We start from the raw sequence: 21,950 nt of genomic DNA, 5'->3' as shown, positions 1-21,950 counted from the left end.
ACGACGTCCGCACCGCATCCATCAAACCCCCAGACCCAGGGAGAACCATGCCCACTGCACAGGAGCAGACAACCACCGGGATACCGCGGCGGGTGATCTGGCTGGCGCTCGCGGGAGCGGTGGGCGGGTTCCTCTTCGGATTCGATTCGTCCGTGGTCAACGGCGCGGTGGATGCCATGAAGGAGGAATTCGCGCTCTCGGAGGCGGTGACCGGCTTCGCCGTCGCCATCGCGCTGCTGGGCTGCGCGGCGGGCGCGTTCCTCGCCGGCAAGGTGGCTGACCGCCACGGCCGCATCCCCGCCATGAAGCTCGGTGCGCTGCTGTTCCTGCTCAGCGCCCTCGGCACCGGCTTCGCCTTCGGCGTCTGGGACCTCGTGTTCTGGCGCCTCGTGGGAGGTCTGGGCATCGGCCTGGCCTCGGTCATCGCCCCCGCGTACATCTCGGAGATCTCCCCGCGGCAGGTCCGCGGCCGGCTGGCCTCGCTGCAGCAACTGGCCATCACCACGGGTATCTTCGCCGCACTGCTGTCCGACGCGCTCCTGGCCACCTCCGCCGGCGGCGCGGACCAGGCCTTCTGGCTCGGCATTGAATCGTGGCGGTGGATGTTCCTGGCCGCGGCCCTGCCGGCGGTGGCCTACGGCTGGATCGCCTTCACGTTGCCCGAGTCGCCCCGGTTCCTCGTCTTCAAAGGCAAGGAGGAGGAGGCACGGAAGGTCTTCGCCTCCATTGCCCCAGCCGAGGACACCGACCGGCACATCCGCGACATCCAGGACGCCATCGAGGAAGACAAGCTGGCCGGCCAGAAGGGTTCCCTGCGCGGCAGGACTTTCGGGCTCCAGGCTGTGGTGTGGGTGGGCATCATCCTGTCCGTGCTGCAGCAGTTCGTGGGGATCAACGTGATCTTCTACTACTCCACCACCCTGTGGAAGGCCGTGGGGTTCCAGGAAAAGGATTCCCTGGCGATCTCGGTGGCAACCTCCGTCACCAACATCCTGGTCACCCTGGTGGCCATCGCCCTGGTGGACAGGGTAGGCCGCCGGCCCATCCTGCTGGCCGGCTCGGTGGGCATGGCCGTGTCCCTGGGCGCCATGGCCGTGGCGTTCTCCTCCGCCACCGGCTCCGGTGAAAACATCACCCTGCCCGGCGCCTGGGGCCCCGTGGCCCTGGTGGCCGCGAACGTCTTCGTGGTCAGCTTCGGCGCGTCCTGGGGGCCGCTGGTGTGGGTGCTGCTGGGCGAGATCTTCCCGTCCCGGATCCGCGCCCGCGCGTTGGGCCTGGCCGCCGCCGGCCAGTGGGTGGCAAACTTCGTGATCACCCTCAGCTTCCCGGTGATGGCTGCCGGCTCGCTGCCGCTGACGTATGCGATGTACGCCCTGTTCGCCGCCGCGTCCTTCTTCTTCGTGATGTTCAAGGTGCCGGAGACCAACGGCATGTCCCTGGAACAGGCCGAAACCCTGTTCGTCCCCAAGGGCTCCGCGAAGGCCTAGCAACGCCCGCCCCATCGGCTTTCGGGCTAAAACAGCAAACCCTCCCGCACCTGGTGTGCTGGAGGGTTTGCTGTTTCGGCCTGGAAGAAGCGCTACACCACGTGCGGCTCGTGCGCGGAGAGGTACGACCGGCCGCCGAAGGCGATCCCGATGGCGATCAGCATGGCCACGGCACCGGCGAAGAACGGCACCTGCGGTCCGAAGTGCTCGCCCAGCTGTGCGGCCGCGAACGGGGCCAGCGCGCCGCCCATCCAGCGAACGAAGTTGTAGCCGGAGGAGGCGACGGGACGCGGCGAATCCGAGACGCCCATGGCCAGTTCGGTGTAGATGGTGTTGTTGATGCCCAGCAGGGCGCCGGCAGCGATGACCAGGACGACGACGGCGGGCACCGAGTGCCCGGCCGCCAGTCCCAGCCCGGCCAGGTCCAGCAGGAGCAGGAACAGCGTGCCCGTCAGTACCTTGACGGCGCCGAAGCGGGTCTGCAGCGGCGGCGCCACGAAGACGGAGAACACGGCCACGGCCACGCCCCAGCCGAAGAAGACACCGCCGATGCCGTAGGCGTCCATGCCCAGGATGAAGGGGGTGAACGCCAGGATGGTGAAGAAGCCGTAGTTGTAGAACAAGCCGCTGGCCGCCGTCGTCCGCAGCCCCTTGTGCCCCAGCGCCAGGAGGGGATCGCGCAGGCGGACCTTTCGCTCAGGCAACGGGGTCTTCGGCAGCAGGGCGATCAGGGCGATGAAGGCGGCAGCCATCAGGACGGCGGTGCCAAAGAAGGGGGCGCGCCACTGCCAGCCACCCAGGAGGGCGCCCAGGAGCGGGCCCAGCGAGATGCCCAGGCCGAGGGCCGCCTCGTAGAGGATGATGGCGGTGCCGGCGCCGCCGCTGGCCACGCCGACGATCACGGCGAGGGCAGTGGCCACGAACAGGGCGTTGCCCAGTCCCCAGCCAGCCCGGAAGCCTACGAGTTCGCCCACGCTGCCGGACAGGCCGGACAGCGAGGAGAACACGACGATGATGGCCAGGCCGATCAGCAGGGTCCGCTTGCCGCCGATGCGCGACGACACAAACCCGGTGACCAGCATGGCCAGCGCGGTGACCAGGAAGTAGCTGGTGAACAGCAGTGACACCTCGCTGGGGCTGGCATCAAGGTTGGTGGCGATGGCGGGCAGGATGGGATCCACCAGTCCGATGCCCATGAAGGCGAAGACGGCGGCGAGGGCTGTGGCCCACACCGCCTTCGGCTGCTTCAGGAACGAGGCCTTTTCGGCTTGCAGGGTTGTTTCAGGTGCTTGCAGGGTGTCTGCGAGCTGGCCGTCCATGGAGGGTGCTCCTAGTTGTCGGGGAAATCAGTTCCGGGCTGCGTTGATGATCTTCTCGATGACCGGCAGGGCGGCCGCCAGGGCGGACCGGTCCCGGTCCGTGAGCGTACCGAGGAGGCCTGCCATCACTTCGTTGCGGCGCTGGTTCGCGGAGTCGACGGCGGCGCGGCCCTCAGGCGTCAGGACCACCCGGACGGCGCGGGAGTCGGCCGGGTCCGGCTCGCGGCGGGCCAGCCCGGCGCGTTCGAGCTTGATGATCTGTTCGGTGGCGCTGGGGACGCGGACGCCGAGGTTCCGGGCGATTTCGCCCACCCGCTGGCCGTCGCCCAGCAGCATCTTGAGGGTGCTGAGCTGGGCGGCGCTGAGCTCGCCGTCGGCGTCAAGGCGCCGGACGAGGTACACGCTCTGGCGGAGGGCTTCGCGGAACCCGCTGGCGAGCTCCTGCAGTTCTGCATCTTTCATCATTAGGTACCCTAACATTTAGGGGGCCTAACAGTCAATGGGCCGCGCCCGGGCCCGGGCGCACACAAAGGGCGACGCCGGCACTTGCGGAAAGTGCCGGCGTCGCCCTTTGCTGGTACGTCGTGCCTGTTTCGGTTGATGCTGCGCGCGGTCAGGCGGAGGTGCGCGCCAGTTCCGCCTGCCGTTCCTCCACGAGCGTGGCCACGGCGCTGAACAGCGGGTGCTCCGGCTCCAGGCCCGTGATCTTCGCGGTGGCGTCAGCCGGACTGCTGGAGCCCAGGATGGCCGCAAGTTCGGTGGCCTCGGCGTCGGCGGGGTCGTTGAAGCGCAGCGCGGCGGCGATGGCGCCCAGCAGCGCCTCCGGGACGACTCCGCGTTCAGCCAGCTCCGCGGCCGGTCCGATGAAGCGCTCGTGCCGGCCCAGCTTGCGCAGCGGCGCCCTGCCCACCCGGTTGACGGTGTCCGGCAGGTGCGGGTTGGAGAACCGGACCAGGATCTTCTGGACGTAGGCTTCCTGTTCGTCGTTGCTGAAGCCGTGCTTGGCAACGAGGAGCTGCTTGGTTTCCTCCAGCACCGCCCGGACGTCCTCGGCAACGTCCTGGTCCGCCATGGCGTCGGAGATCTTTTCCAGCCCCGCCTCGAACCCGAAGTAGGCGGCCGAGGCGTGGCCCGTGTTGACCGTGAAGAGCTTCCGCTCGATGTACGGGGAAAGGTCGTCCACGAAGGTGGCCCCCGGGATGGCCGGCGCGGCGCCCCCGAACGGTGTGCGGTCGATGACCCACTCGTAGAAGGTTTCCACCGTGACATCCAGGCCCTGGCCGGGCTCCTGGTTGGGCACGATCCGGTCAACGGCGGTGTTGGCGAACACCACCTTGCCGTCAAGGGCCCCGGCGGCGGCGCCCGGCTGGGCTGCCACCTCCTTGGCCAGGATGTCCGTGGCGTTGATGGCGTTCTCGCAGGCCATCACCTGCAGCGGCGCCAGCCCCGGCTCCCGCGCCACGATTCCCCTGGCAATGACGGGGGCCACGAACTTGAGGATGTGCGGCCCCACCGCGGTGGTGACGATGTCCGCCGTCGCGATCTCCGCAACCAGCTCCGCTTCCTGGGCGTTGGAGTTCAGTGCCCGGAAGTTGTCTACCGTCCGCACGGCGGGGTTCTCCCCCACCTCGTGTACGGCGTAGCTGTCCGCCTGGGCCAGCTGGGCGATGAGTCCTTCGGCGACGTCGGCGAACACCACCTCGTAGCCGGCATCATGCAGGAGCAGGCCCACGAAACCGCGGCCGATATTGCCGGCGCCGAAATGTACTGCCTTCACTATGCGTTGACCTTTCCGAAGAGTTCCAGGACTTCGTCCTCCGTGGTGGCAGCCTCCAGCCGGGCGACCTGTTCCTTGTTGGTGAAGACCTTGGCGATGGAGGACAGGATGTGCAGGTGTTCGTTGTTGATGCCCGCGACGCCCACCACGAACTTCACCTCCTTGCCGTTCCAGTCGATGCCCTCGGGGTAGCGGATCACGGACACCGCAGACTTGCGGATGTGGTCCTTGGCGGCGTTGGTGCCGTGCGGGATCGCCAGGAAGCTGCCCATGTACGTGGACACCGAGGCTTCGCGCTCGTGCATGGCGGCGATGTAGCCTTCGTCAACCGCGCCGCGCGCCAGCAGGAGCTGGCCGGCTTCGTCGATGGCGGCGTCCCGGGTGGCGGCCGAGCCGTTCAGGACCACGCTCTCCCGGGCCAGCACCTCACCGCCGGCCGGCGCGGGCGGCGCTGCTGCTGCGGGCGCTGCGTCTACCGGGGCGCCGGCGGCGTGCGCGCCCTGGCTGGTTCCGGCATCGGGCGCGCCTTCGGTGTTGCTTTCACGGACCAGCTCCACGATCTCGTCGTACCGCGGGCTGCTCATGAAGTTGTCCACCGAATAGTGCACCGCGCTGGAGGTGGCCGGCTTGGCGCGCTCGGTCAGGTCCTGGTGCGTGATCACCACGTCGTAGGTGTCGGTGAGGTTGGCGATGGAGGCGTTGGTGACCTTCACGTCCGGGAAGCCGGCCGCCTTGATCTTGTTCCGCAGCACGGAGGCGCCCATGGCGCTGGAGCCCATGCCGGCGTCGCACGCGAAGACGATGTTGCGCACGGGACCGGCCAGGACACCGACGCCGCCGCCCGTGGCGGCACCTGCCCCGCCGCCTGCTCCGGTGAGGGTGGAGGCAACGGAGCTCTTCTTGCCTTTCATCTGCTCCATCCGGGAGGTGGCGTCGCCGAGGTCCACTTCATCGCTGTGCTTGGTGGTGCGCAGGATAAGCGAGGAGACGAGGAAGGACACGGTGGCGGCCAGCACCACGGAGAGGATCACGCCGAAGTAGCTGTCGCGGGAGGTCTGGGCCAGGACGGCGAAGATGGATCCCGGGGCCGCCGGGGCCACCAGGCCGGAGTTGGTGATGGCCAGGGTGGCGATGCCGGTCATGCCGCCGGCGATCGCGCCCAGGATCAGCAGCGGACGCATCAGGACATACGGGAAGTAGATCTCGTGGATGCCGCCGAGGAACTGGATGATCGCGGCACCGGGGGCCGAGGCCTTGGCCGCGCCGCGTCCGAAGAACATGTAGGCGAGCAGGATGCCCAGGCCGGGGCCGGGGTTGGCTTCGAGCAGGAACAGGATGGACTTGCCCTGCTCGAGCGACTGCTGGACGCCCAGCGGGGTGAGCACGCCGTGGTTGATGGCGTTGTTCAGGAACAGGACCTTGGCCGGTTCGATGAAGATGCTGGTCAGCGGCAGGAGGCCGTTCTGGACCAGGAACTGGACAAAATTGCCGGCCGCGGTGCTGAAGGCCGTTACCAGCGGCGAGATTCCGTAGAAGCCGAGCAGGGCCAGCAACGCGCCCCAGATGCCCGCGGAGAAGTTGTTGACCAGCATCTCGAAGCCGGGGCGGATCTTGCCGTCCCAGATCGAGTCGATCTTCTTCATGGTCCAGCCGCCCAGCGGGCCCATGATCATGGCGCCGATGAACATGGGGATGCCGGCACCGACGATCACGCCCATGGTGCCGATGGCCCCCACCACGCCGCCGCGGACGTCGTAGACCATCTTGCCGCCGGTGTAGCCGATCAGCAGGGGCAGCAGGTAGGTGATCATGGGGCCGACGAGGCCGATGTTCGGCTTACCGCCGGTCTCGCCAAAACCACCCAGCTGCGGAACGGGCAGCCAGCCCTTCTCAATGAAGAGGGCGGTGATGATGCCCCAGGCGATGAAGGCGCCGATATTGGGCATGATCATTCCGGACAGGAAGGTCCCGAATTTTTGGACGTGGACCCTGGCGCTGGTGCGGGGCTTTGCAACTGTCTCTGTTGCCATGTGATTTCCTAACCGTCATTCCTGCTGCTCCGCAGGATGGTCCGATAGATACGACGACGTACTGCTGGGTGGAGCGGGTAGTGCTTGGGGTTGCGCCGGTTCAGCCGGGTCGGCCGGGTCAGCCGGCAGGGCTGGTGGAGATCCGGTGCAGCCATTCGAGGAAGAGTTTGAGTTCCGAGCTCGAGAGCTGGTCCGAGTGCGAGGCCTGAAGTGCGGCGTTCAGGGCGATCGCTGCCACCACTACCGAGGATTTCCCGGTGGCCCCGGGCGCCAGGCCGCCGGCCGGCTCGGCGGACACCGCGAAGATCATGGCGTCCCGGGTCATGGTGGACAGTTCAAGGTTCCGCTCGGAGGCGGGCTCCGCAATCAGCATCAGCGTCACGCCCACGTTGGCCGCCAGGATGGACCTGGCCGCTTCCCTGGGCTGGACGTTGAGCTGGCCCGCCGCCGCAGCCTTGTTCAGCATCTCCTCCATCAGTGCCTCGGCATCTGCCACGATGGCCGGCCGGCTTTCCGGACGGATGTTGCCGAACATCACCAGGTACAGTTCCGGCTGGTTCAGCCCGAACTGGACGTGGTTGTCCCACATTCTCCGGATGTCCTCAAGCGGCTGCCCGGAGGGGGCGAAATCCCTTTCGCCCGCGACATATTCTTCAAACCCTGCGGCGACGACGGCGTCGAACAGACCTTCCTTGTCACCGAAGTGGTGGTAGAGCGTGGGCGCCGAAACTCCTGCCAGCTGGGTGATCTGGCGGGTGGAGACGGGGGCTCCGGCGGAATTGGCCAACAATTCCGCGGCTGCACGGAGCAGTCGCATTTTGGCGGGAAGCTGGCCATCCAAACTCATAACCGCTACCCTAGCACCTATAGCATTGCTATATGAACTGAATCACATACAATTTTTTTCAGGCACGTTTCCCGCCCCCGGACGTAGCAGTCCGCCGGCGGTTCCGGCACGGCGCCGGCGATTGGCGGGCCTGGCAAACCGGCAGAGAATGAGGACCTTCAGTGCAGAACTTCCCAGGAGTAGGCGTCAGTCCAGGCCGCGTCATCGGCACCGTGCGGCAGATGCCCAAACCGATCAGCGAACCTGCTGCCGGTGAACAGCTGGCGGCGGGAACCACCGCCGAGGAAGCCACCGCAGCGCTGAAGGCGGCCTCCCAGGCCGTCCATGACGAACTGAAGGCACGCGCCGCTCACGCCACCGGCGACGGCAAGGCAGTCCTGGAGGCCACCGCCCTGATGGCCAAGGACACCATGCTGATCAAGGGTGCGGCCAAGCTCGTTGCCCGCGGGGTGTCCGCGGAACGCGCCATCTGGGAGTCCGGCTCCTCCGTCTCGGAGATGCTGCACAACCTGGGCGGCTACATGGCCGAGCGTGCCACGGACGTCCTGGACGTGCGCGCCCGGATCGTCGCCGAGCTGCGGGGCGTTCCCGCGCCGGGCATCCCGGCCTCGGCCACGCCGTTCATCCTCGTTGCCGACGACCTGGCCCCGGCCGACACTGCGACCCTGGACCCCAACAAGGTCCTGGCACTCGTCACCGCCGGCGGCGGCCCGCAGTCGCACACCGCCATCATCGCCCGCTCCCTGGGCCTGCCCGCCGTCGTCGCCGCCGTGGGCGTGGATGACATTCCGGACGGTACCGAGGTCTTCGTGGACGGCGCGGGCGGCACTGTCACCGCGGAACCGGATGAATCCCTGCGCGCGGCGGCGGAGGCGTGGGCGGCCACGGCCTCGCTGCTGTCCGAATTCACGGGCACGGGCGCGACGGCGGACGGCCACCAGGTGCCCCTGCTCGCCAACGTGGGCGGCGGCAAGGACGCCGAGGCGGCGGCCAAGCTCGGCGCCCAGGGTGTGGGCCTGTTCCGCACCGAGTTCTGCTTCCTGGAACGGGACACCGAGCCCTCCGTGGAAGAGCAGGCCGCAGCCTACAAGAGCGTCTTCGATGCCTTCCCCGGCAAGAAGGTGGTCCTGCGGACGCTGGATGCCGGCGCGGACAAGCCCCTGCCGTTCCTGACCGACTCCACCGAGCCGAACCCCGCGCTCGGCGTGCGCGGGTACCGCACCGATTTCACCACCCCCGGCGTCCTGGACCGGCAGCTGGAGGCCATCGCCCTGGCGGCGAACCAGTCGGAAGCGGACGTCTGGGTCATGGCGCCGATGATCTCCACCGCCGAGGAAGCTGCCCGGTTTGCCTCCATGTGCGCCGATGCCGGGATCAAGACGCCCGGCGTGATGGTGGAGGTCCCGTCCGCAGCGCTCACCGCCGAATCGATCCTGCGCGAGGTGGGCTTCGCCAGCCTGGGCACCAATGACCTGACGCAGTACGCCATGGCCGCCGACCGGCAGCTGGGCCCGCTCGCCAACCTCAACACCCCGTGGCAGCCGGCAGTCCTGCGCCTCGTCGGGCTCACCGTCGAAGGATCGCGCGCCGAAGGCCACAACAAGCCTGTGGGCGTTTGCGGCGAGGCGGCCGCCGATCCCGCCCTCGCCGTCGTCCTGACCGGCCTGGGTGTCACCACGCTGTCCATGACGGCACGCTCACTGGCCGCCGTGGCCGCGGTCCTCAAGACGGTCACGCTCTCCGAAGCCCAGGACCTGGCCAAGCTGGCCCTCTCCGCGCCCAGCGCCACCGAAGCACGCGCCTGGGTCCGGGAGAAGCTGCCGGTCCTGGAGGAGCTGGGCCTCTGACGCCTCGAAAGCCCCCGCGGGCAGGGCCGGCCGGGCCCGGGATAGGCTACGTCCATGGCACTGATAGCCCCCCGAGTCACGGCCGGCCTGCCCGCCGGTGACGCCAGCAGCCTCGCCCGCGCCCTCGCGGACAGCAACGACATCACCGTCTTCGTGGACGGCACGGTCCACCGCCTGCCCGCCCAGGCGAGGGACGCCGTCGTCGATCTCCTGGCCCGGCTCAGCCGCGGCGAGACGGTGACCGTCAGCAGCGTGGAGGAGATGCTCACCACCTCGCAGGCGGCGGAACTGGCCGGCATCTCGCACACGTACCTGAGGAACATGACGGACCGCGGCGAAATCCCGGTGGAATACCGCGGATCCCACCGGCGGATCCGGACGGCTGACATCATGGCATGGCTGGAGACACAGAAGCAGAAACGCGCGGCCGCGGGCCATGCAGACGCCGGCAGCGGCGCGGGGGAATAGTGCGGACGGGATGGACCGGGCGGACCCGGAAGCGGCCGCCGCTAAACTCAGCGGACCTGGAAGCCAACGGGCTGCAGGGAAAGATCCTCTGGACCGGCGGGACGCCAGCGCCGGGCAGCGGCAGTGAAACCGCCGCGCAACCGTCCTTCATCCTGATCCACGGCATCGGCGTTTCCCACCGCTACCTCCGGCGGCTTCACCTCGAGCTGGCCGCCGTGGCCCCCACCTATTCGCTGGACCTGCCCGGCTTCGCCGGGACGCCGCGTCCGGGCCGGCAGCTGTCCGTGGCCGACTACGGCGCGTTCATCGCCCAGGCGTTGAAGGCCAGCGGCATCCGCTCATACATCCTGGTAGGGCACTCCATGGGAGTGCAGTTCGCCATCGAGGCCGCCCTCTACGCTCCGGCCCGGGTGCGGAAACTGGTACTCATGGGGCCGGTGGTGGATGCGCGGCACAGGAGTGTCCGGCGGCAGGCGCTGGCCCTGTTCCTGGACGCCCTGCTCAGGGAGAGCGCAGGCTCCAACTGGATCGTGTTCTCGGACTACTTCCGCTGCGGGCCCCGCTGGTACTTCACGGAGCTGCAGGTCATGATGGACTACCCCACCGGGGAGCGGCTGGCCGGGGTCGACGTGCCCGTTCTGGTCCTCCGGGGAGACCGCGACCAGGTGGCGGGGCCGGACTGGTCGCAACAACTCTCCGACGCGGCTCCACAGGGGTCGTTCGTGGAGATTCCGGGCGCCGGACACGTGGTGCAGCACCTGCGCCCGCGGGAAGTCGCTGATGCCATCGGGGCTTTTGCCGCGGCACGCTCCGTGAAGGGCTGACCTCAGATCCTTGGCCTGCCGGCCCAGCGCCGCATCTTCAGCGCGGCATGGAGCTCCAGCCGGACCATGCCCTTCAGCGGATCCACCCCCAGCAGCTGGCGGATCCGGCCCAGCCTGTTATAGATGCTGCTGCGGTGCAGGTGGAGCTTGGTGGCCACGTTCTGGACTGCGCCGTCGTTGTCATACAGCAGTTCCAGGACGGGAATGAGCTCGTTGTTGCGGTCATGGTCCTCCAGCATCCGGAAGTACACCGAGCCGGAGTCCGCCCATGCCCCCACCCCGCCCCCGGCCGAGGCCAGCAACTGGTACACCCCAATGGAGCGGCAGTCCACCAGTTCACCAAGCTGCGGATCAACGGCGGCCGCCTGGGCCGCCACCCTCGACTGGCGGTAGGCCTCGGAGAGCTGCCGGGTTTTCGCGAACCCCTCGCTGATCCCCAGGATGATCCGGTGCACGGGGCGGCCGGAGCGCTTGGCCAGTTCCAGCTGGTAGTGGACCAGGAGCTGGGCGTGGTTGGCCCGGCCCGTGGAGTCGCGGAACAGCACCACCGAGTGGGTCTCGGTGCCGGCACTGAACAGGGCCGCGTCCATGCCCACCGTGGCCTGGAGGGCCGTGGACCGGTGAATCAGCGTGGACGCGATGGGGTCGGGGCCGCTGGCCCAGCCGTCGGCGTCGAGCACTGTGACCATCTGCCACGGGCCGCGGCCCTGGACTTCCTTCCAGCCGGCAACGGCGGCCACGGCGTTCGGTTCACCCGCGCACGCCGAGAGGAACTCACGCTCCCGGCCCCGCCGGAATTCAGACTCGGCCGTGTTTGAGTCCAGCAGGAGCCCCGAAAGCAGCTCGAGCTCATGGTTGACGGCAGGCAACTGGGTGAGGATCGCCGTCGGGCTTTCCTCCGCGGAGTCCTGCTGCACCCACAGGTAGCCGACGCGGAAGCCGCGCACCATCAGGGGAACGCAGACCCTGCCCAGCATGCCGAGGTCCGGGTTTGCCGGGACCACCACCGGCCGCACGGCCGTGGCGATGCCGTGCGAAAGCTGCCAGGCGCTCACGTCCGCGGGGACCTTCTTGCTCAACAGGAAGTTCACCCGTACGCGGTCGGCGTGGGACTGGTTGGAGCTGTAGGCCAGCAGCAGGCCGTCCAGGTCTTCCAGCGACAGGCCCCGGCCCAGCTTCTGCGCCACCTGTTCCACGAGCTCCTCGACACCCTGCTGCTGCATGCGCCCACCTTACTGCCTGGGACGGATGCTGGACGAACGGACAGCAGGCGACACTTGCCGCCCCAGGACTCGACGAATGTCGAGACTGGCGTCCTCAAATCCGCGGAATGGCGCGGTTTTCATTCCACACCGCACCATGAGGGCATGTTGGCTGGCTCACAGTCGGATCTATCGTTGAAACACGAAAATCCTTCCGTCTTTTCCGGCCATCCGGCCCAGAACCTGGAGCACACGATGATCATCGGCGTCCCCAAAGAAATCAAGAACAACGAATTCCGCGTGGCCATCACCGCCGCCGGCGTCCACGAGTTCCGCACCCACGGACACACCGTCCTGGTGGAGCGCGGCGCAGGCCTGGGTTCGGGCATCACCGATGAGGAATACGCCATCGCCGGTGCCGAGATCGTCAACGAGGCGGACGACGTCTGGGCCCGGGCGGACATGGTGATGAAGGTCAAGGAACCCATCAAGGCCGAGTACCACCGGTTCCGCAAGGGCCTGATCCTGTTCACCTACCTGCACCTGGCGGCCGAGCCCGAGCTCACCCGCGAACTGATCAACTCCGGCGTCACCGCCATCGCCTACGAGACGGTGCAGGAGGGCCGCAGCCTGCCGCTGCTCGCGCCCATGTCCGAAGTCGCCGGCCGGCTTTCCGTCCAGGTCGGCGCCGCGTCCCTGATGGCCCCCGCGGGCGGCAAGGGCGTCCTGCTCGGCGGTGTGCCCGGTGTCCGCCCGGCCAAGGTGGTTGTCCTGGGCGCCGGCGTGGCCGGCACCAACGCCGCGGCCATGGCCCTGGGCCTGGGTGCCGACGTCACCATCCTGGACATCAACATCAACCGCCTGCGCGACCTCGATGCCCAGTACCAGGGCCGGCTGAAGACTGTTGCGTCCAACAAGTACGAAATCGAAAAGTCAGTGGTGGACGCGGACCTGGTCATCGGCTCGGTCCTGATCCCCGGCGCCAAGGCCCCCAAGCTGGTCACCAACGACCTCGTGGCCCGGATGAAGCCGGGCTCGGTCCTGGTGGACATCGCCGTGGACCAGGGCGGCTGCTTTGAGGACACGCACCCCACCACGCACCAGGAACCCACGTACAAGGTGCACAACACCATCTTCTACTGCGTCGCCAACATGCCCGGGGCTGTCCCCAACACCTCCACGTACGCGCTGACCAACGTCACCCTGCGCTACGCCGTGGCACTGGCAAACCTGGGCGTCAAGGCCGCCTTCGACCGCGACCCCGCCCTCGCCGCCGGCCTCAACATCGCCGCCGGCCACGTGGCACACCACTCCGTGTCCGAGGCCCACAACCTGCCCCTGGTGTCCGACTGGCACGAACTGGTGTCCGCATAAGCCAGTCCGAGCGTTAGGCCAGCCCGCGCGCCTCTTCGATGATCCTCAGGACCTCGACGGCGTCCTCGGGGTCCACCGGGAGGGGCAGCGCGGAGGCGGCGCCGCCGTCGAGGATCTTGTCCGCCAGCAGGCGGTAGAACTCAGGGTAGGCGCCGCGCTCGGTGGGCAGGGCTGCCAGGTGCCCGTCGCGGCCCAGCAGCCCTGCCCACTCCCGCGCCTCCACCCCGTAGTCCGCGTCCAGCGGGCTCCCGCCCACAGCCATATAGGGCTCCTGCGGGTCCACGCCGTTCTTGGTGAAGCCGCCCACCGAACCCAGGACCCGGAACCGGGGCCCCTGCTGGGCGCACAGCATGTTCATGGTCAGGTGGCTGGTCACCCCGGACTCGTGCCGCAGGACCAGGAAAACGTCATCGTCCGCCCGCTCGTCGGACCGGCGTGCCCGCAGCTCGGCGTGGACCACGTGCGCGGGGCCAAAAAGCTGCAATGCCTGGTCGATCAGGTGGCTGCCCAGGTCGAAGAGCGCGCCGCCGCCGTCCGCGGCCGTCGCCCTGGCCTTCCAGGCTTTGGCGATTGTGGGCGACCAGCGTTCAAACCGCGACTCGAACCTGGTGACATTGCCCAGGGCATGGGCGGCCAGGAGCTTGCGCACGGTCAGGAAGTCGCCGTCCCACCGCCGGTTGTGGAACACCGTCAGCACCCGGCCAAGCCGCCGTGCCAGCCCGGCCAATTCCCCGCCCTGGCTGCTGGTGACGGCGAACGGTTTGTCCACCACTACGTCCAGTCCGGCCTCCAGCGCCGCCTTGGCAAGCGGGTAGTGCGTTGCCGGCGGCGTGCCCAGCACCACGAGGTCAAGGCCTGACGCGCGCCGGAGCACGGCATCGGCGTCGCGCACCACGTCCACGCCGGGGAGCCGCGCAAGGGCCGCTTTCTGCCGTTCGGGATCGGACGTGGCAACCGCCTTCAGCGCGTAGCTGTCATTCGCCGCGATCAGCGGCGCGTGGAAGACGCTGCCGGAGAGCCCGTACCCGACGACGGCGGTGCGGATGGTGCGAGGTGCAGGTTCAGTCCCGGTCATGCAACCACGCTACTCCCCGTGCGCTGCTCCGGTTCCGGCGCTTTTAAACCCAAAGGCCCTCCCACGTCCCGGCGATAATGCTCCGGGCGTGGGAGGGCGTTTGGCGGAGGTTACTTCTTTTCCCAGCCGATGGTGGTCCAGTCCGGGACCTGCGAGGTGCTCCGGAACAGGGACGGTCCATAGTTGGCCAGGCCGGTGCGGACAAAGGAGATCTGCGGTCCGTTGAAGACCACGCCCATGGAGTAGTACTTCGCCATGTGCTCCTTCTCAACGTCCATGGCTGCCTTGTTGCGGGCCGCGTCGTCCTCGATGGAGGCGAGGTCCGCGATCTTCTTGTCGAGTTCGGCGTCGCCCAGCTTGTTCTCGTTGACCTTGGAGTCGTAGTACTGCTTGACGGCGTCGGTGGCGTCCGGGCCAACGGTGTAGCCGGAGATGCTCAGGTCGAACTCACGGCTGCCCAGGACCTTGCCGAAGTCGGCGGAGGCGCGCTGGTCGATGCCGACATCCATGCCGCCGGCCTGCAGCTGCTTCTGCAGGGTCTGCGCAACGGCCAGGGTGGTGGGGTCGTCGCCGAAGTTGCTGATCTTGAAGGCTGCGGGCTTGCCGTCCTTCTCCATGATGCCGTTGGCGTTGGCCGTGTAGCCGGCGTCGGTGAGGATCTTCTTGGCTGCGTCGGGGCCGGTCTCCTTGACGGGGTAGTTGTCCTGGTAGTAGTCGGAGAACGGCAGCAGCATCATGGACCCGGAGCTGGGCTCCTCCCAGTTCAGCCCGTTGAAACGTACCTTGCGCAGGGCCTCGCGGTCGACGGCGGCGAAGATGGCCTTGCGGATGTTGACGTCGGTGATGCGCTGGGCGTTCAGGTTCAGGCCGCCGGCGAAGAGGCGCTGGCCGCGGCGGACCTCGGAGTCCTTGGTGCCGTCCAGCTGCTTGTAGAGGGAAATGGTGTTGGCGTTCATGGCATCGATTTCGCCGTTCTTGAACGCGGCGATCTGGGCGCTGGTTTCCAGCTGGCGGAAGACGACGTTGGACAGGACAGGCTTCTGGCCCCACCACTTGTCGTTCGGCACCAGGCTGACGGTCTTGGCCGCGGTGTCGTACTGGTCCAGCTTGAAGGGTCCTGCCATCCACTCGGGGTGCAGGTTGCCGTTGAAGCCTTCGTTGAAGATCTCGGGGGTGTTGACGGCGGGGTGGATGAGGCCGAAGAAGAGCGAATCCACCGGGAACACCGGACGGCTCGTCTTGACGATGACTTCCTTGTCGCTGCTGCCTGCTTCCACGGAGTCGACGAACTCGTAGGCGCCGGAGCTGACGATGTCGTAGCCGGCATCCGGGCTCTTGAGGATGTTCCAGGTGTTCTTGAAGGCCTTGACGTCGATCGGGGTGCCGTCGTTGTAGGTGGCCTTGGGGTTGACCTCGATGGTGATGGTCTGCTTGCCGTCCTTCACCTCGCTCTTCACCGACTCGCAGAAATCGGTGTTCGGGGTGACTTTGCCCTTGAAGTCCACCTTCCAGCAGCCGCCGATGCCGCCGCTGTTCATGGCCACCGGGTTCATGGGGATCTGCAGGGCGGAGTTGTCCGCGCTGTTTCCGTTGTTGGAAAACCCATTGAAGTCCGGGCCGATGTTGCCCAGCGGCAGGGTGACCTTGCCGCCCTGCTGGAGATCGGCTGCGGGCTTCTCATTGATGCTGATGAGCTTGGACAGGTCGCTGCCCGATTCCTGGCCCTTTGCTGTTTCGGGCCCGCTGGCACCGCCTCCGCCGCAGGCTGTCAGCGCCAGGGCGGCGGCAATGGCTGCAGCTCCGCCGATCCTGTTCAGTTTCCTCATGGTTTTCCCTTCATTGGTGCGAATGGTGCTGCTGGTGGGGCCGGAAAATCTAGGGTGCATGGCGGTCCGCCGGTTCGTGGACCACCAGCATGTCCTCGTCCAGTTCGCCGTCCGGGAAGAAACAGGCAAAACGCTGGTCGACGGCGGGTGCCGGGGCACCCTGCAGTGCCTGCGCGGCCGCTGACGGCCTGACTGATTCCAGGGGCGGTTCCAGGGTGAGGCATTTCTCCTGCTTCGCCGGCGGCAGTGCCGCGAAGACGGGGCAACGCGTGGCGAAGTTGCAGCCTTTGGGGGCCTGCAGCGGGGAGGGGAGGTCCCCTTGGAGGATGATCCGTTCCCGGGTCCGTTCCTGCCGCGGGTCGGGCACCGGGATGGCGGAGAGCAGCGCACGGGTATAGGGGTGCCGGGGGTTGTCGAAGACCCGGTCCACGTCACCGATTTCCACGATCTTTCCGAGGTACATCACTGCAACCCGGTTGGAGATGTGCCGCACCACGGAGAGGTCGTGTGCCACCAGCAGGTAGCTCAGTCCGAGTTCCGCCCGGAGGTGGTCCAGGAGGTTGATCACGCCGGCCTGCACGGACACGTCCAACGCCGAGACGGGCTCGTCCAGGACCACCAGTTTGGGGTTCACGGCCAGGGCCCGGGCTATCCCGATCCGTTGGCGCTGGCCGCCGGAGAACTGGTTGGGGAAGCGGTTGACGTGGTCGGGCTGCAGGCCCACGAGCTTCATCAGCTCCATGATCCGTTTCCTGGTGGCCGCCCGGTCCATGCCCGCGTTCTGCAGCGGTTCGGCGAGGACCTCGTACACGGTGAACCGGGGATCCAGCGCTCCCGTGGGGTCCTGGAACACCATCTGGAGTTCGCGGCGCATTGTGGCCTTGGTCTTCGCGTCGGCCGCCTGCTTGTTGCTCAGACCACCGATCACCACCTCGCCGTCCTGGTCCGGGTGGAACTCCATGATCTCCAGAAGCGTCGTCGTCTTTCCCGAGCCCGACTCACCGACGATCGAGAAACATTCGCCTTCGCGGATGTCGAAGCTCAGGCCGTCAACGGCTTTGACCGTGCCGATCCTCCGCTTCATCAGCGCGCCCCTGGTCAGCGGGAAGTGCTTGCGGACGTCCCTCAGCTGCAGGACCGTTGCCCGGTCCTCGCGGGGGATGGCGTCGAAACGCGATTCCGGTACCGGCGGCGCGGCGAAGATGTCGTGGACGTCCACGTCGCCGCCCAGCGCTTCGGCCTTGATGCACGCCGCGCGGTGCAGGTGCCCGCCGGCCACGGGCGCCAGGGCCGGCTCACCAGCCAGGCAGGCGTCGGAGGCCAGGGGGCAGCGGGGTGCGAAGGAGCATCCCGTGGGGGCCTGGAGCAGGTTGGGGGGCATGCCCTCGATGGGGACCAGCGAGGATTTTCCGGCCACGTCCACCCTCGGCACAGCGCCGAGCAGGCCCAGGGTGTAGGGCATCCGAGGGTTGTAGTAGATGTCATCCACGGCACCGGTCTCCACCGGTTTGCCCGCGTACATGACCATGATGTCGTCCGCCATCCCGGCAACCACGCCGAGGTCGTGGGTGATCATGACGACGGCGGCCCCCGTCTCCTCCTGCGCGGTATGCAGCACCTCAAGCACCTGGGCCTGGATGGTGACGTCCAGCGCCGTCGTCGGCTCGTCCGCGATGAGGACCCGCGGGTTGTTGGCGATGGCGATCGCGATCATCACGCGCTGGCGCATGCCGCCGGAGAATTCGTGCGGAAAGGCTTTGAGCCGGTCCTTGGGGCTCGGGATACCCACCATGGCCAGGAGTTCGACGGCGCGCGCCTCCTTGGCCTTCCTGCTCATGGCGGGGTTGTGGATGGTCAGCGCTTCGATGATTTGGGTGCCAACGGTAAAGACCGGGGTGAGGGAGGACAGCGGATCCTGGAAGACCATGGCGAGCTCATTGCCGCGGTATTCGCACATCGCCTTGTCGCTCAGTCCCAGCAGTTCCCGGCCGCGGAGCTGGATGGAACCGGAAACCTCGGCCGTGGGCGGGAGGAGGCCCATGATGGCCAGGGACGTGACCGACTTTCCCGACCCTGACTCGCCCACGATGCCCAGGGTCTTGCCGGGCATCAGGTCGAAGTCGACGCCGCGGACGGCGTGGACCACACCGTTTTCCGAGCTGAAGCGGACGTTCAGGTCCCTGACGGAGAGCACCGCGTCTGTGGTCGTGTGGAGGCCGGCCACGTGAAGGCGCTCCACGGCTGTCCGTGCGGGTTCGGTGGCTCCGGTGGCGGTTTCGCTGCTCATGGCCTCTTCTTCTCCGCGCGGATGGTCCGGGTTTTGGCTTGGCGCGCCTTGCCCGTGGAGCTTGAGCCGGGGTCGAAGGCGTCGCGCAGGCCGTCGTTCATCATGGCCAGGGAGCCGGTCAGCAGGAACATCACGGTCAGCGGCACCCAGAACATCCACGGAAAGGTTGAGACCTGGGAGGTGGCCTGGCCGATCAGCACGCCCAGGCTCACGTCCGGAACCTTGATCCCGATGCCGATGAAGGAGAAGGCCACCTCGGCCAGGATGGCGGCGGTGACGCCGCGGGTGATGTCCAGGATCAGGAGCGAACCGATATTGGGGACCAGGTGCCGCCACACGATCCGCCGCGGCGGGACGCCCATGTACTGGGCGGCCTTGACGAAGTCCCGCTGCATCAGCGACATGGACATGGAGCGGATCAGGCGGGCCGTTCCCATCCAGCTGAAGACCAGCAGGACGATGATCAGCAGCAGCCATGAGGGAAGGTCGCGCTTGAGGCCGGCCCCGCCGCCGCTGGTGGCAACGGCCACTACCAGGAGGGCCGGCATCATGATCAGCGCCTCCAGGACGAACAGCATCGCCTTGTCCACCTTGCCGCCGAAGTAGGCCATGGTGCAGCCGTAGACGGCGGCGACCAGGACCGAGGCCAGGCCCACCACCAGGCCGATCAGGATGGAGATCCGGGTGCCTTCCACCGTCATGGCATACAGGTCGATCCCGGCCTGGGACGTGCCGAGGAAGTGTTCGGCCGATGGCGGCATCCCGATGTTGAAGGGGTCGATGGTTTCCTTGTCCCAGGGGGTGAAGAAGCCGCCGATGAACGAGAAGAGGGTCAGCGCCAGGAAGATGGCCAGGCCGGCCACCGCTGTTTTGTTCCGCAGGAAACGGCGGAAGATGATGGTGGATTTTCCGATGACGACGTCGGCGCTGTCCAGGTGCGCGTCCTGCGCCACGGCTGCGGGGTCGACTGCGTTCAGGTTGGTCATGGCTACTGCACCCGCACCCTCGGGTCGACGAGCGTTGTGGCGAAGTCCGCCAGGATGGCACCGATGGCGAAGATCACGGAGCCGTACGCCAGTGTGGCCGTGGCGGCGTTGACGTCCTGCAGCGAGATGGCGTCGATGCTCCAGGAACCGACGCCGGGCCACGCGAAGATTTTTTCGGCGAAGAAACCGCCGGCGAAGATCGCCGGGATGGTGAACGCAATGCTCTGGGCCACCGGGATGAAGGAAACCCGCAGCGCGTGCCGGGCGATGGCCTGGTTGCGGCTCAGGCCCTTGGCGCGGGCGGTCCGGACAAAGTCGGCGTTGACGTTGTCCAGCAGGTACTGGCGCTGGGCGATCTGGTAGGCGCCCCAGCCGACCAGGGTGATGGCGACGGTGGGGACGGCGTAGTGGGCGAGCAGGTCCACGAACTGGGGCCACCCCGGCGCGGTTCCGGGGGTGGAGATGCCGGTGACGAAGAAGATCCGGTCGCCGACGGCCTCGTTGATGTTGATGGCGCCCAGCTGCACCAGGAAATAGGCGATGGGGGCCGGCACGATGTAGGCCAGGTAGCTGTAGGACGTGATGGCCCGGTCCTGGAATTTGTACTGCCGGGCGGCCGAGTAGACGCCGAGCGCAACGCCGATGACGAGGGTCAGGATGATGGATGCCAGGAAGAGCCGGGTGGAAATCCAGACCCGGTCGCCGAATTCGGCGTTGATGTAGGCGCCGTTGGGGCTCCTGCCCCAGTCCCACCGGGTCACGATGGCGGTGAGCCACTCGACGTACCGTTCCCAGGGGCTCAGGTCCGGGTCAAGCCCCTTCAGGCGCATGGAGTTGGCTACCTGCTCCGGGGTGGGCCGGGGAATGCGTTCCTGTTCCAGCAGCGCGGGCTTGAGTGAACTCACGGCCAGGAAGTATCCGGCCGACGTGGTCAGGAAGATCATGACCACGTACGTGATGCCGCGCTTGGCGAGGTACTTGAGCATAGATCCTTCCGTCCTCCCCCGACGGGCACCGGTTTTGCCGCTCCCACCTGGGTCCTCCACCAGCGGGTGGCTGGCTTCCCGCGGCCCGGTTGGGCGGCCCTGGTGGACTATGTCGCGGGTCACATTCCAGAGGAAACTATCACAAGCGTGAGCCGGAAAAGTGCGCGAAACCCGGGAAATCCGGGCCACCGTACCAGATCGTTATGAATAGTTCTGTGAAGTTCGTTTGACTGGACGCAAACGCCTGCAGGCGCGTAATCTACCCGCCGCCCACCACCCGTGTGACAAGGTCCTGCCATGAGGCGGCCAGCCGGGCGCTGGTGACGCCGTGCTCGCGGATGAGGTGCAGCAGCCGTTCCGGGTCCAGGGTGGCGGTGAGCGAGCCTGCCATGAGCCACGGCTCCGGGGACCTGACGCCGGCGTCCCGGAGCAGCATCCCGACATGCCGGTTCCACAGCGCGGCGGCGGGAACTTCGAAGCGGCCCCGGGAAGCTGCTTCGGCCGCAAGGACAAGGTCGCCGTATTCGACGACGTAGGCGATCCGCTCCGTGCCGAATGCCACCAGCCGGTCGAGGGCCGCGGCCCCGGGACCCAGGGGCGGCGGGCCAAACAGGAAGCGGGACTGGAAGGCTGCCTCTGAGTCGTTCAGCAGCGTCAGCATGAGCCCGGCCCGGCTCCCGAAGCGCCGGAACACCGTGCCCTTGCCGACTCCGGCCCGCTCCGCCAGCCGGTCCATGGTGAGCCCTTCCGTCCCGGCTTCGTCGATCAACTCCCGGGCAGCAACGAGCAGGCGCTCCCGGTTCCGGGCAGCGTCACGGCGTTCAGCGGCCGTTACCGGCGCGGCCCCCGGCCGCAGTGGGATCAAGCTCACAACATCAGTCTAGCGGCGGGGAATAGAACCGGACCATGGTCCGTTTAGTCTGGTGAAGGCTTTCCCGGCCTGAACTTTGACCTCCCGCGGTCCCCCGCCGCGGCCCTACCCAGGAGCTTCAATGACCAAGAGCACCGTACTTACCCTCGTCGGCAGTCTCCGCGCCGAATCCACCAACCAGAAGCTTGCGGAAGCGATCCAGCTCAACGCCCCCGAGCAGGTGGACGTCGTCATCCACGAAAGCCTCGGCAACATCCCGTTCTACAACGAAGACATCGACGTCGAGGGACAGGTCCCCGCAGCCGCTGCAGCCCTGCGCGCCGCAGCCAGCGAAGCCGACACCGTCCTGCTGGTCACCCCGGAACACAACGGCACCGTTCCTGCCGTCCTGAAGAACGCCATCGACTGGCTGTCCCGGCCCTTCGGCGCCGGCGCCCTGGCAGGCAAGCCCACCGCCGTCGTCGGCACCGCTTTTGGCCAGTACGGCGGCGTGTGGGCCCAGGACGAGGCCCGGAAGGCCGTGGGCATCGCCGGCGCGCAGGTCCTTGAGGACGTCAAGCTCGCCGTTCCGGGCTCCATGGTCCGCTTCGCCGAGATCCACCCGAAGGACGACGCCGAAATCGTCGAGCAGATCAAGGGCATCTTCGACTCCCTCGCGGCGTCCGGCCCCGCCGCCTGACAACCGCCGCCCATGCCCGGCACGCGCGCCCGCGTGCCGGGCATTGCCGCGTCCGGGAGGGTCCG

Annotated in this window: 18 protein-coding genes; 6 read left to right on the top strand and 12 right to left on the bottom strand. The window is 67.6% G+C overall.

Annotated features, from left to right (window positions below; all coding sequences use genetic code 11):
* Positions 1–47 precede the first annotated feature (47 nt).
* Positions 48–1,487: a sugar porter family MFS transporter gene (locus ACYSM9_RS04685; protein WP_461855836.1), complete on the top strand. Its 1,440-nt coding sequence runs from the start codon at positions 48–50 to the stop codon at positions 1,485–1,487.
* A gap of 92 nt (positions 1,488–1,579) precedes the next feature.
* Here ACYSM9_RS04685 and ACYSM9_RS04680 read toward each other — a convergent pair whose 3' ends face one another.
* The 5 genes from ACYSM9_RS04680 to ACYSM9_RS04660 all read right to left on the bottom strand — a co-directional run bounded on the left by ACYSM9_RS04680 (position 1,580) and on the right by ACYSM9_RS04660 (position 7,460).
* Positions 1,580–2,806, bottom strand: a complete 1,227-nt coding sequence (locus ACYSM9_RS04680) for an MFS transporter (RefSeq protein WP_461855835.1) — start codon at positions 2,804–2,806, stop codon at positions 1,580–1,582.
* Positions 2,807–2,833: 27 nt separating this feature from the next.
* Positions 2,834–3,271, bottom strand: a complete 438-nt coding sequence (locus ACYSM9_RS04675) for a MarR family winged helix-turn-helix transcriptional regulator (RefSeq protein WP_461855834.1) — start codon at positions 3,269–3,271, stop codon at positions 2,834–2,836.
* A gap of 148 nt (positions 3,272–3,419) precedes the next feature.
* On the bottom strand, positions 3,420–4,583 hold the full coding sequence (locus ACYSM9_RS04670) for a mannitol-1-phosphate 5-dehydrogenase (RefSeq protein WP_461855833.1): 1,164 nt from the start codon (positions 4,581–4,583) through the stop codon (positions 3,420–3,422).
* Entirely contained in the window at positions 4,583–6,613 is a 2,031-nt protein-coding gene (locus ACYSM9_RS04665) for a PTS mannitol transporter subunit IICBA (protein ID WP_461855832.1), read from the bottom strand. The genes ACYSM9_RS04670 and ACYSM9_RS04665 overlap by 1 nt, the downstream gene beginning before the upstream one ends.
* Before the next feature lie 118 nt (positions 6,614–6,731).
* Complete coding sequence (locus tag ACYSM9_RS04660; RefSeq protein ID WP_461855831.1) at positions 6,732–7,460, bottom strand: TetR/AcrR family transcriptional regulator; 729 nt, start codon at positions 7,458–7,460, stop codon at positions 6,732–6,734.
* Positions 7,461–7,621: 161 nt separating this feature from the next.
* Between ACYSM9_RS04660 and ptsP the strand changes: the two genes are divergently transcribed.
* Genes ptsP through ACYSM9_RS04645 form a run of 3 tightly spaced genes read left to right on the top strand, consistent with a single transcriptional unit; the run spans position 7,622 to position 10,599 of the window.
* Positions 7,622–9,307, top strand: coding sequence for a phosphoenolpyruvate--protein phosphotransferase (gene ptsP, locus ACYSM9_RS04655; protein WP_461855830.1), 1,686 nt, complete (start codon positions 7,622–7,624; stop codon positions 9,305–9,307).
* 54 nt (positions 9,308–9,361) lie between these two features.
* Entirely contained in the window at positions 9,362–9,775 is a 414-nt protein-coding gene (locus ACYSM9_RS04650; protein WP_461855829.1) for a helix-turn-helix domain-containing protein, read from the top strand.
* Positions 9,775–10,599: an alpha/beta fold hydrolase gene (locus ACYSM9_RS04645; RefSeq protein WP_461855828.1), complete on the top strand. Its 825-nt coding sequence runs from the start codon at positions 9,775–9,777 to the stop codon at positions 10,597–10,599. Before ACYSM9_RS04650 ends, ACYSM9_RS04645 begins: the two co-directional genes overlap by 1 nt.
* Before the next feature lie 2 nt (positions 10,600–10,601).
* On the opposite strand, the gene ACYSM9_RS04640 is transcribed toward ACYSM9_RS04645, so the two are convergent.
* Positions 10,602–11,822: a PucR family transcriptional regulator gene (locus tag ACYSM9_RS04640; RefSeq protein WP_461855827.1), complete on the bottom strand. Its 1,221-nt coding sequence runs from the start codon at positions 11,820–11,822 to the stop codon at positions 10,602–10,604.
* A gap of 234 nt (positions 11,823–12,056) precedes the next feature.
* Between ACYSM9_RS04640 and ald the strand changes: the two genes are divergently transcribed.
* The gene (gene ald / locus ACYSM9_RS04635; protein ID WP_461855860.1) at positions 12,057–13,175 is read left to right on the top strand and encodes an alanine dehydrogenase; all 1,119 of its coding nucleotides are present in this window, start codon (positions 12,057–12,059) and stop codon (positions 13,173–13,175) included.
* A 13-nt stretch (positions 13,176–13,188) separates the two neighbouring features.
* On the opposite strand, the gene ACYSM9_RS04630 is transcribed toward ald, so the two are convergent.
* The 6 genes from ACYSM9_RS04630 to ACYSM9_RS04605 all read right to left on the bottom strand — a co-directional run bounded on the left by ACYSM9_RS04630 (position 13,189) and on the right by ACYSM9_RS04605 (position 21,206).
* Entirely contained in the window at positions 13,189–14,250 is a 1,062-nt protein-coding gene (locus ACYSM9_RS04630) for a Gfo/Idh/MocA family protein (RefSeq protein WP_461855826.1), read from the bottom strand.
* 110 nt (positions 14,251–14,360) lie between these two features.
* Complete coding sequence (locus tag ACYSM9_RS04625) at positions 14,361–16,076, bottom strand: ABC transporter family substrate-binding protein (protein WP_461855825.1); 1,716 nt, start codon at positions 16,074–16,076, stop codon at positions 14,361–14,363.
* A 49-nt stretch (positions 16,077–16,125) separates the two neighbouring features.
* Entirely contained in the window at positions 16,126–18,363 is a 2,238-nt protein-coding gene (locus ACYSM9_RS04620; RefSeq protein WP_461855824.1) for an ABC transporter ATP-binding protein, read from the bottom strand.
* The gene (locus ACYSM9_RS04615) at positions 18,360–19,349 is read right to left on the bottom strand and encodes an ABC transporter permease (protein WP_461855823.1); all 990 of its coding nucleotides are present in this window, start codon (positions 19,347–19,349) and stop codon (positions 18,360–18,362) included. The genes ACYSM9_RS04620 and ACYSM9_RS04615 overlap by 4 nt, the downstream gene beginning before the upstream one ends.
* Before the next feature lie 2 nt (positions 19,350–19,351).
* Entirely contained in the window at positions 19,352–20,335 is a 984-nt protein-coding gene (locus ACYSM9_RS04610) for an ABC transporter permease (protein ID WP_461855822.1), read from the bottom strand.
* Between the two features lie 259 nt (positions 20,336–20,594).
* Entirely contained in the window at positions 20,595–21,206 is a 612-nt protein-coding gene (locus ACYSM9_RS04605) for a TetR/AcrR family transcriptional regulator (RefSeq protein WP_461855821.1), read from the bottom strand.
* A 121-nt stretch (positions 21,207–21,327) separates the two neighbouring features.
* On the opposite strand from ACYSM9_RS04605, the gene ACYSM9_RS04600 reads away from it, so the two are divergent.
* Entirely contained in the window at positions 21,328–21,885 is a 558-nt protein-coding gene (locus tag ACYSM9_RS04600) for an NAD(P)H-dependent oxidoreductase (protein WP_461855820.1), read from the top strand.
* Positions 21,886–21,950: the final 65 nt, after the last annotated feature.

It is taken from the genome of Arthrobacter sp. C152, assembly GCF_054890965.1.
Note: the sequence above shows the minus strand (reverse complement) of the source record. Positions and strands in the feature narration are given on the sequence as shown.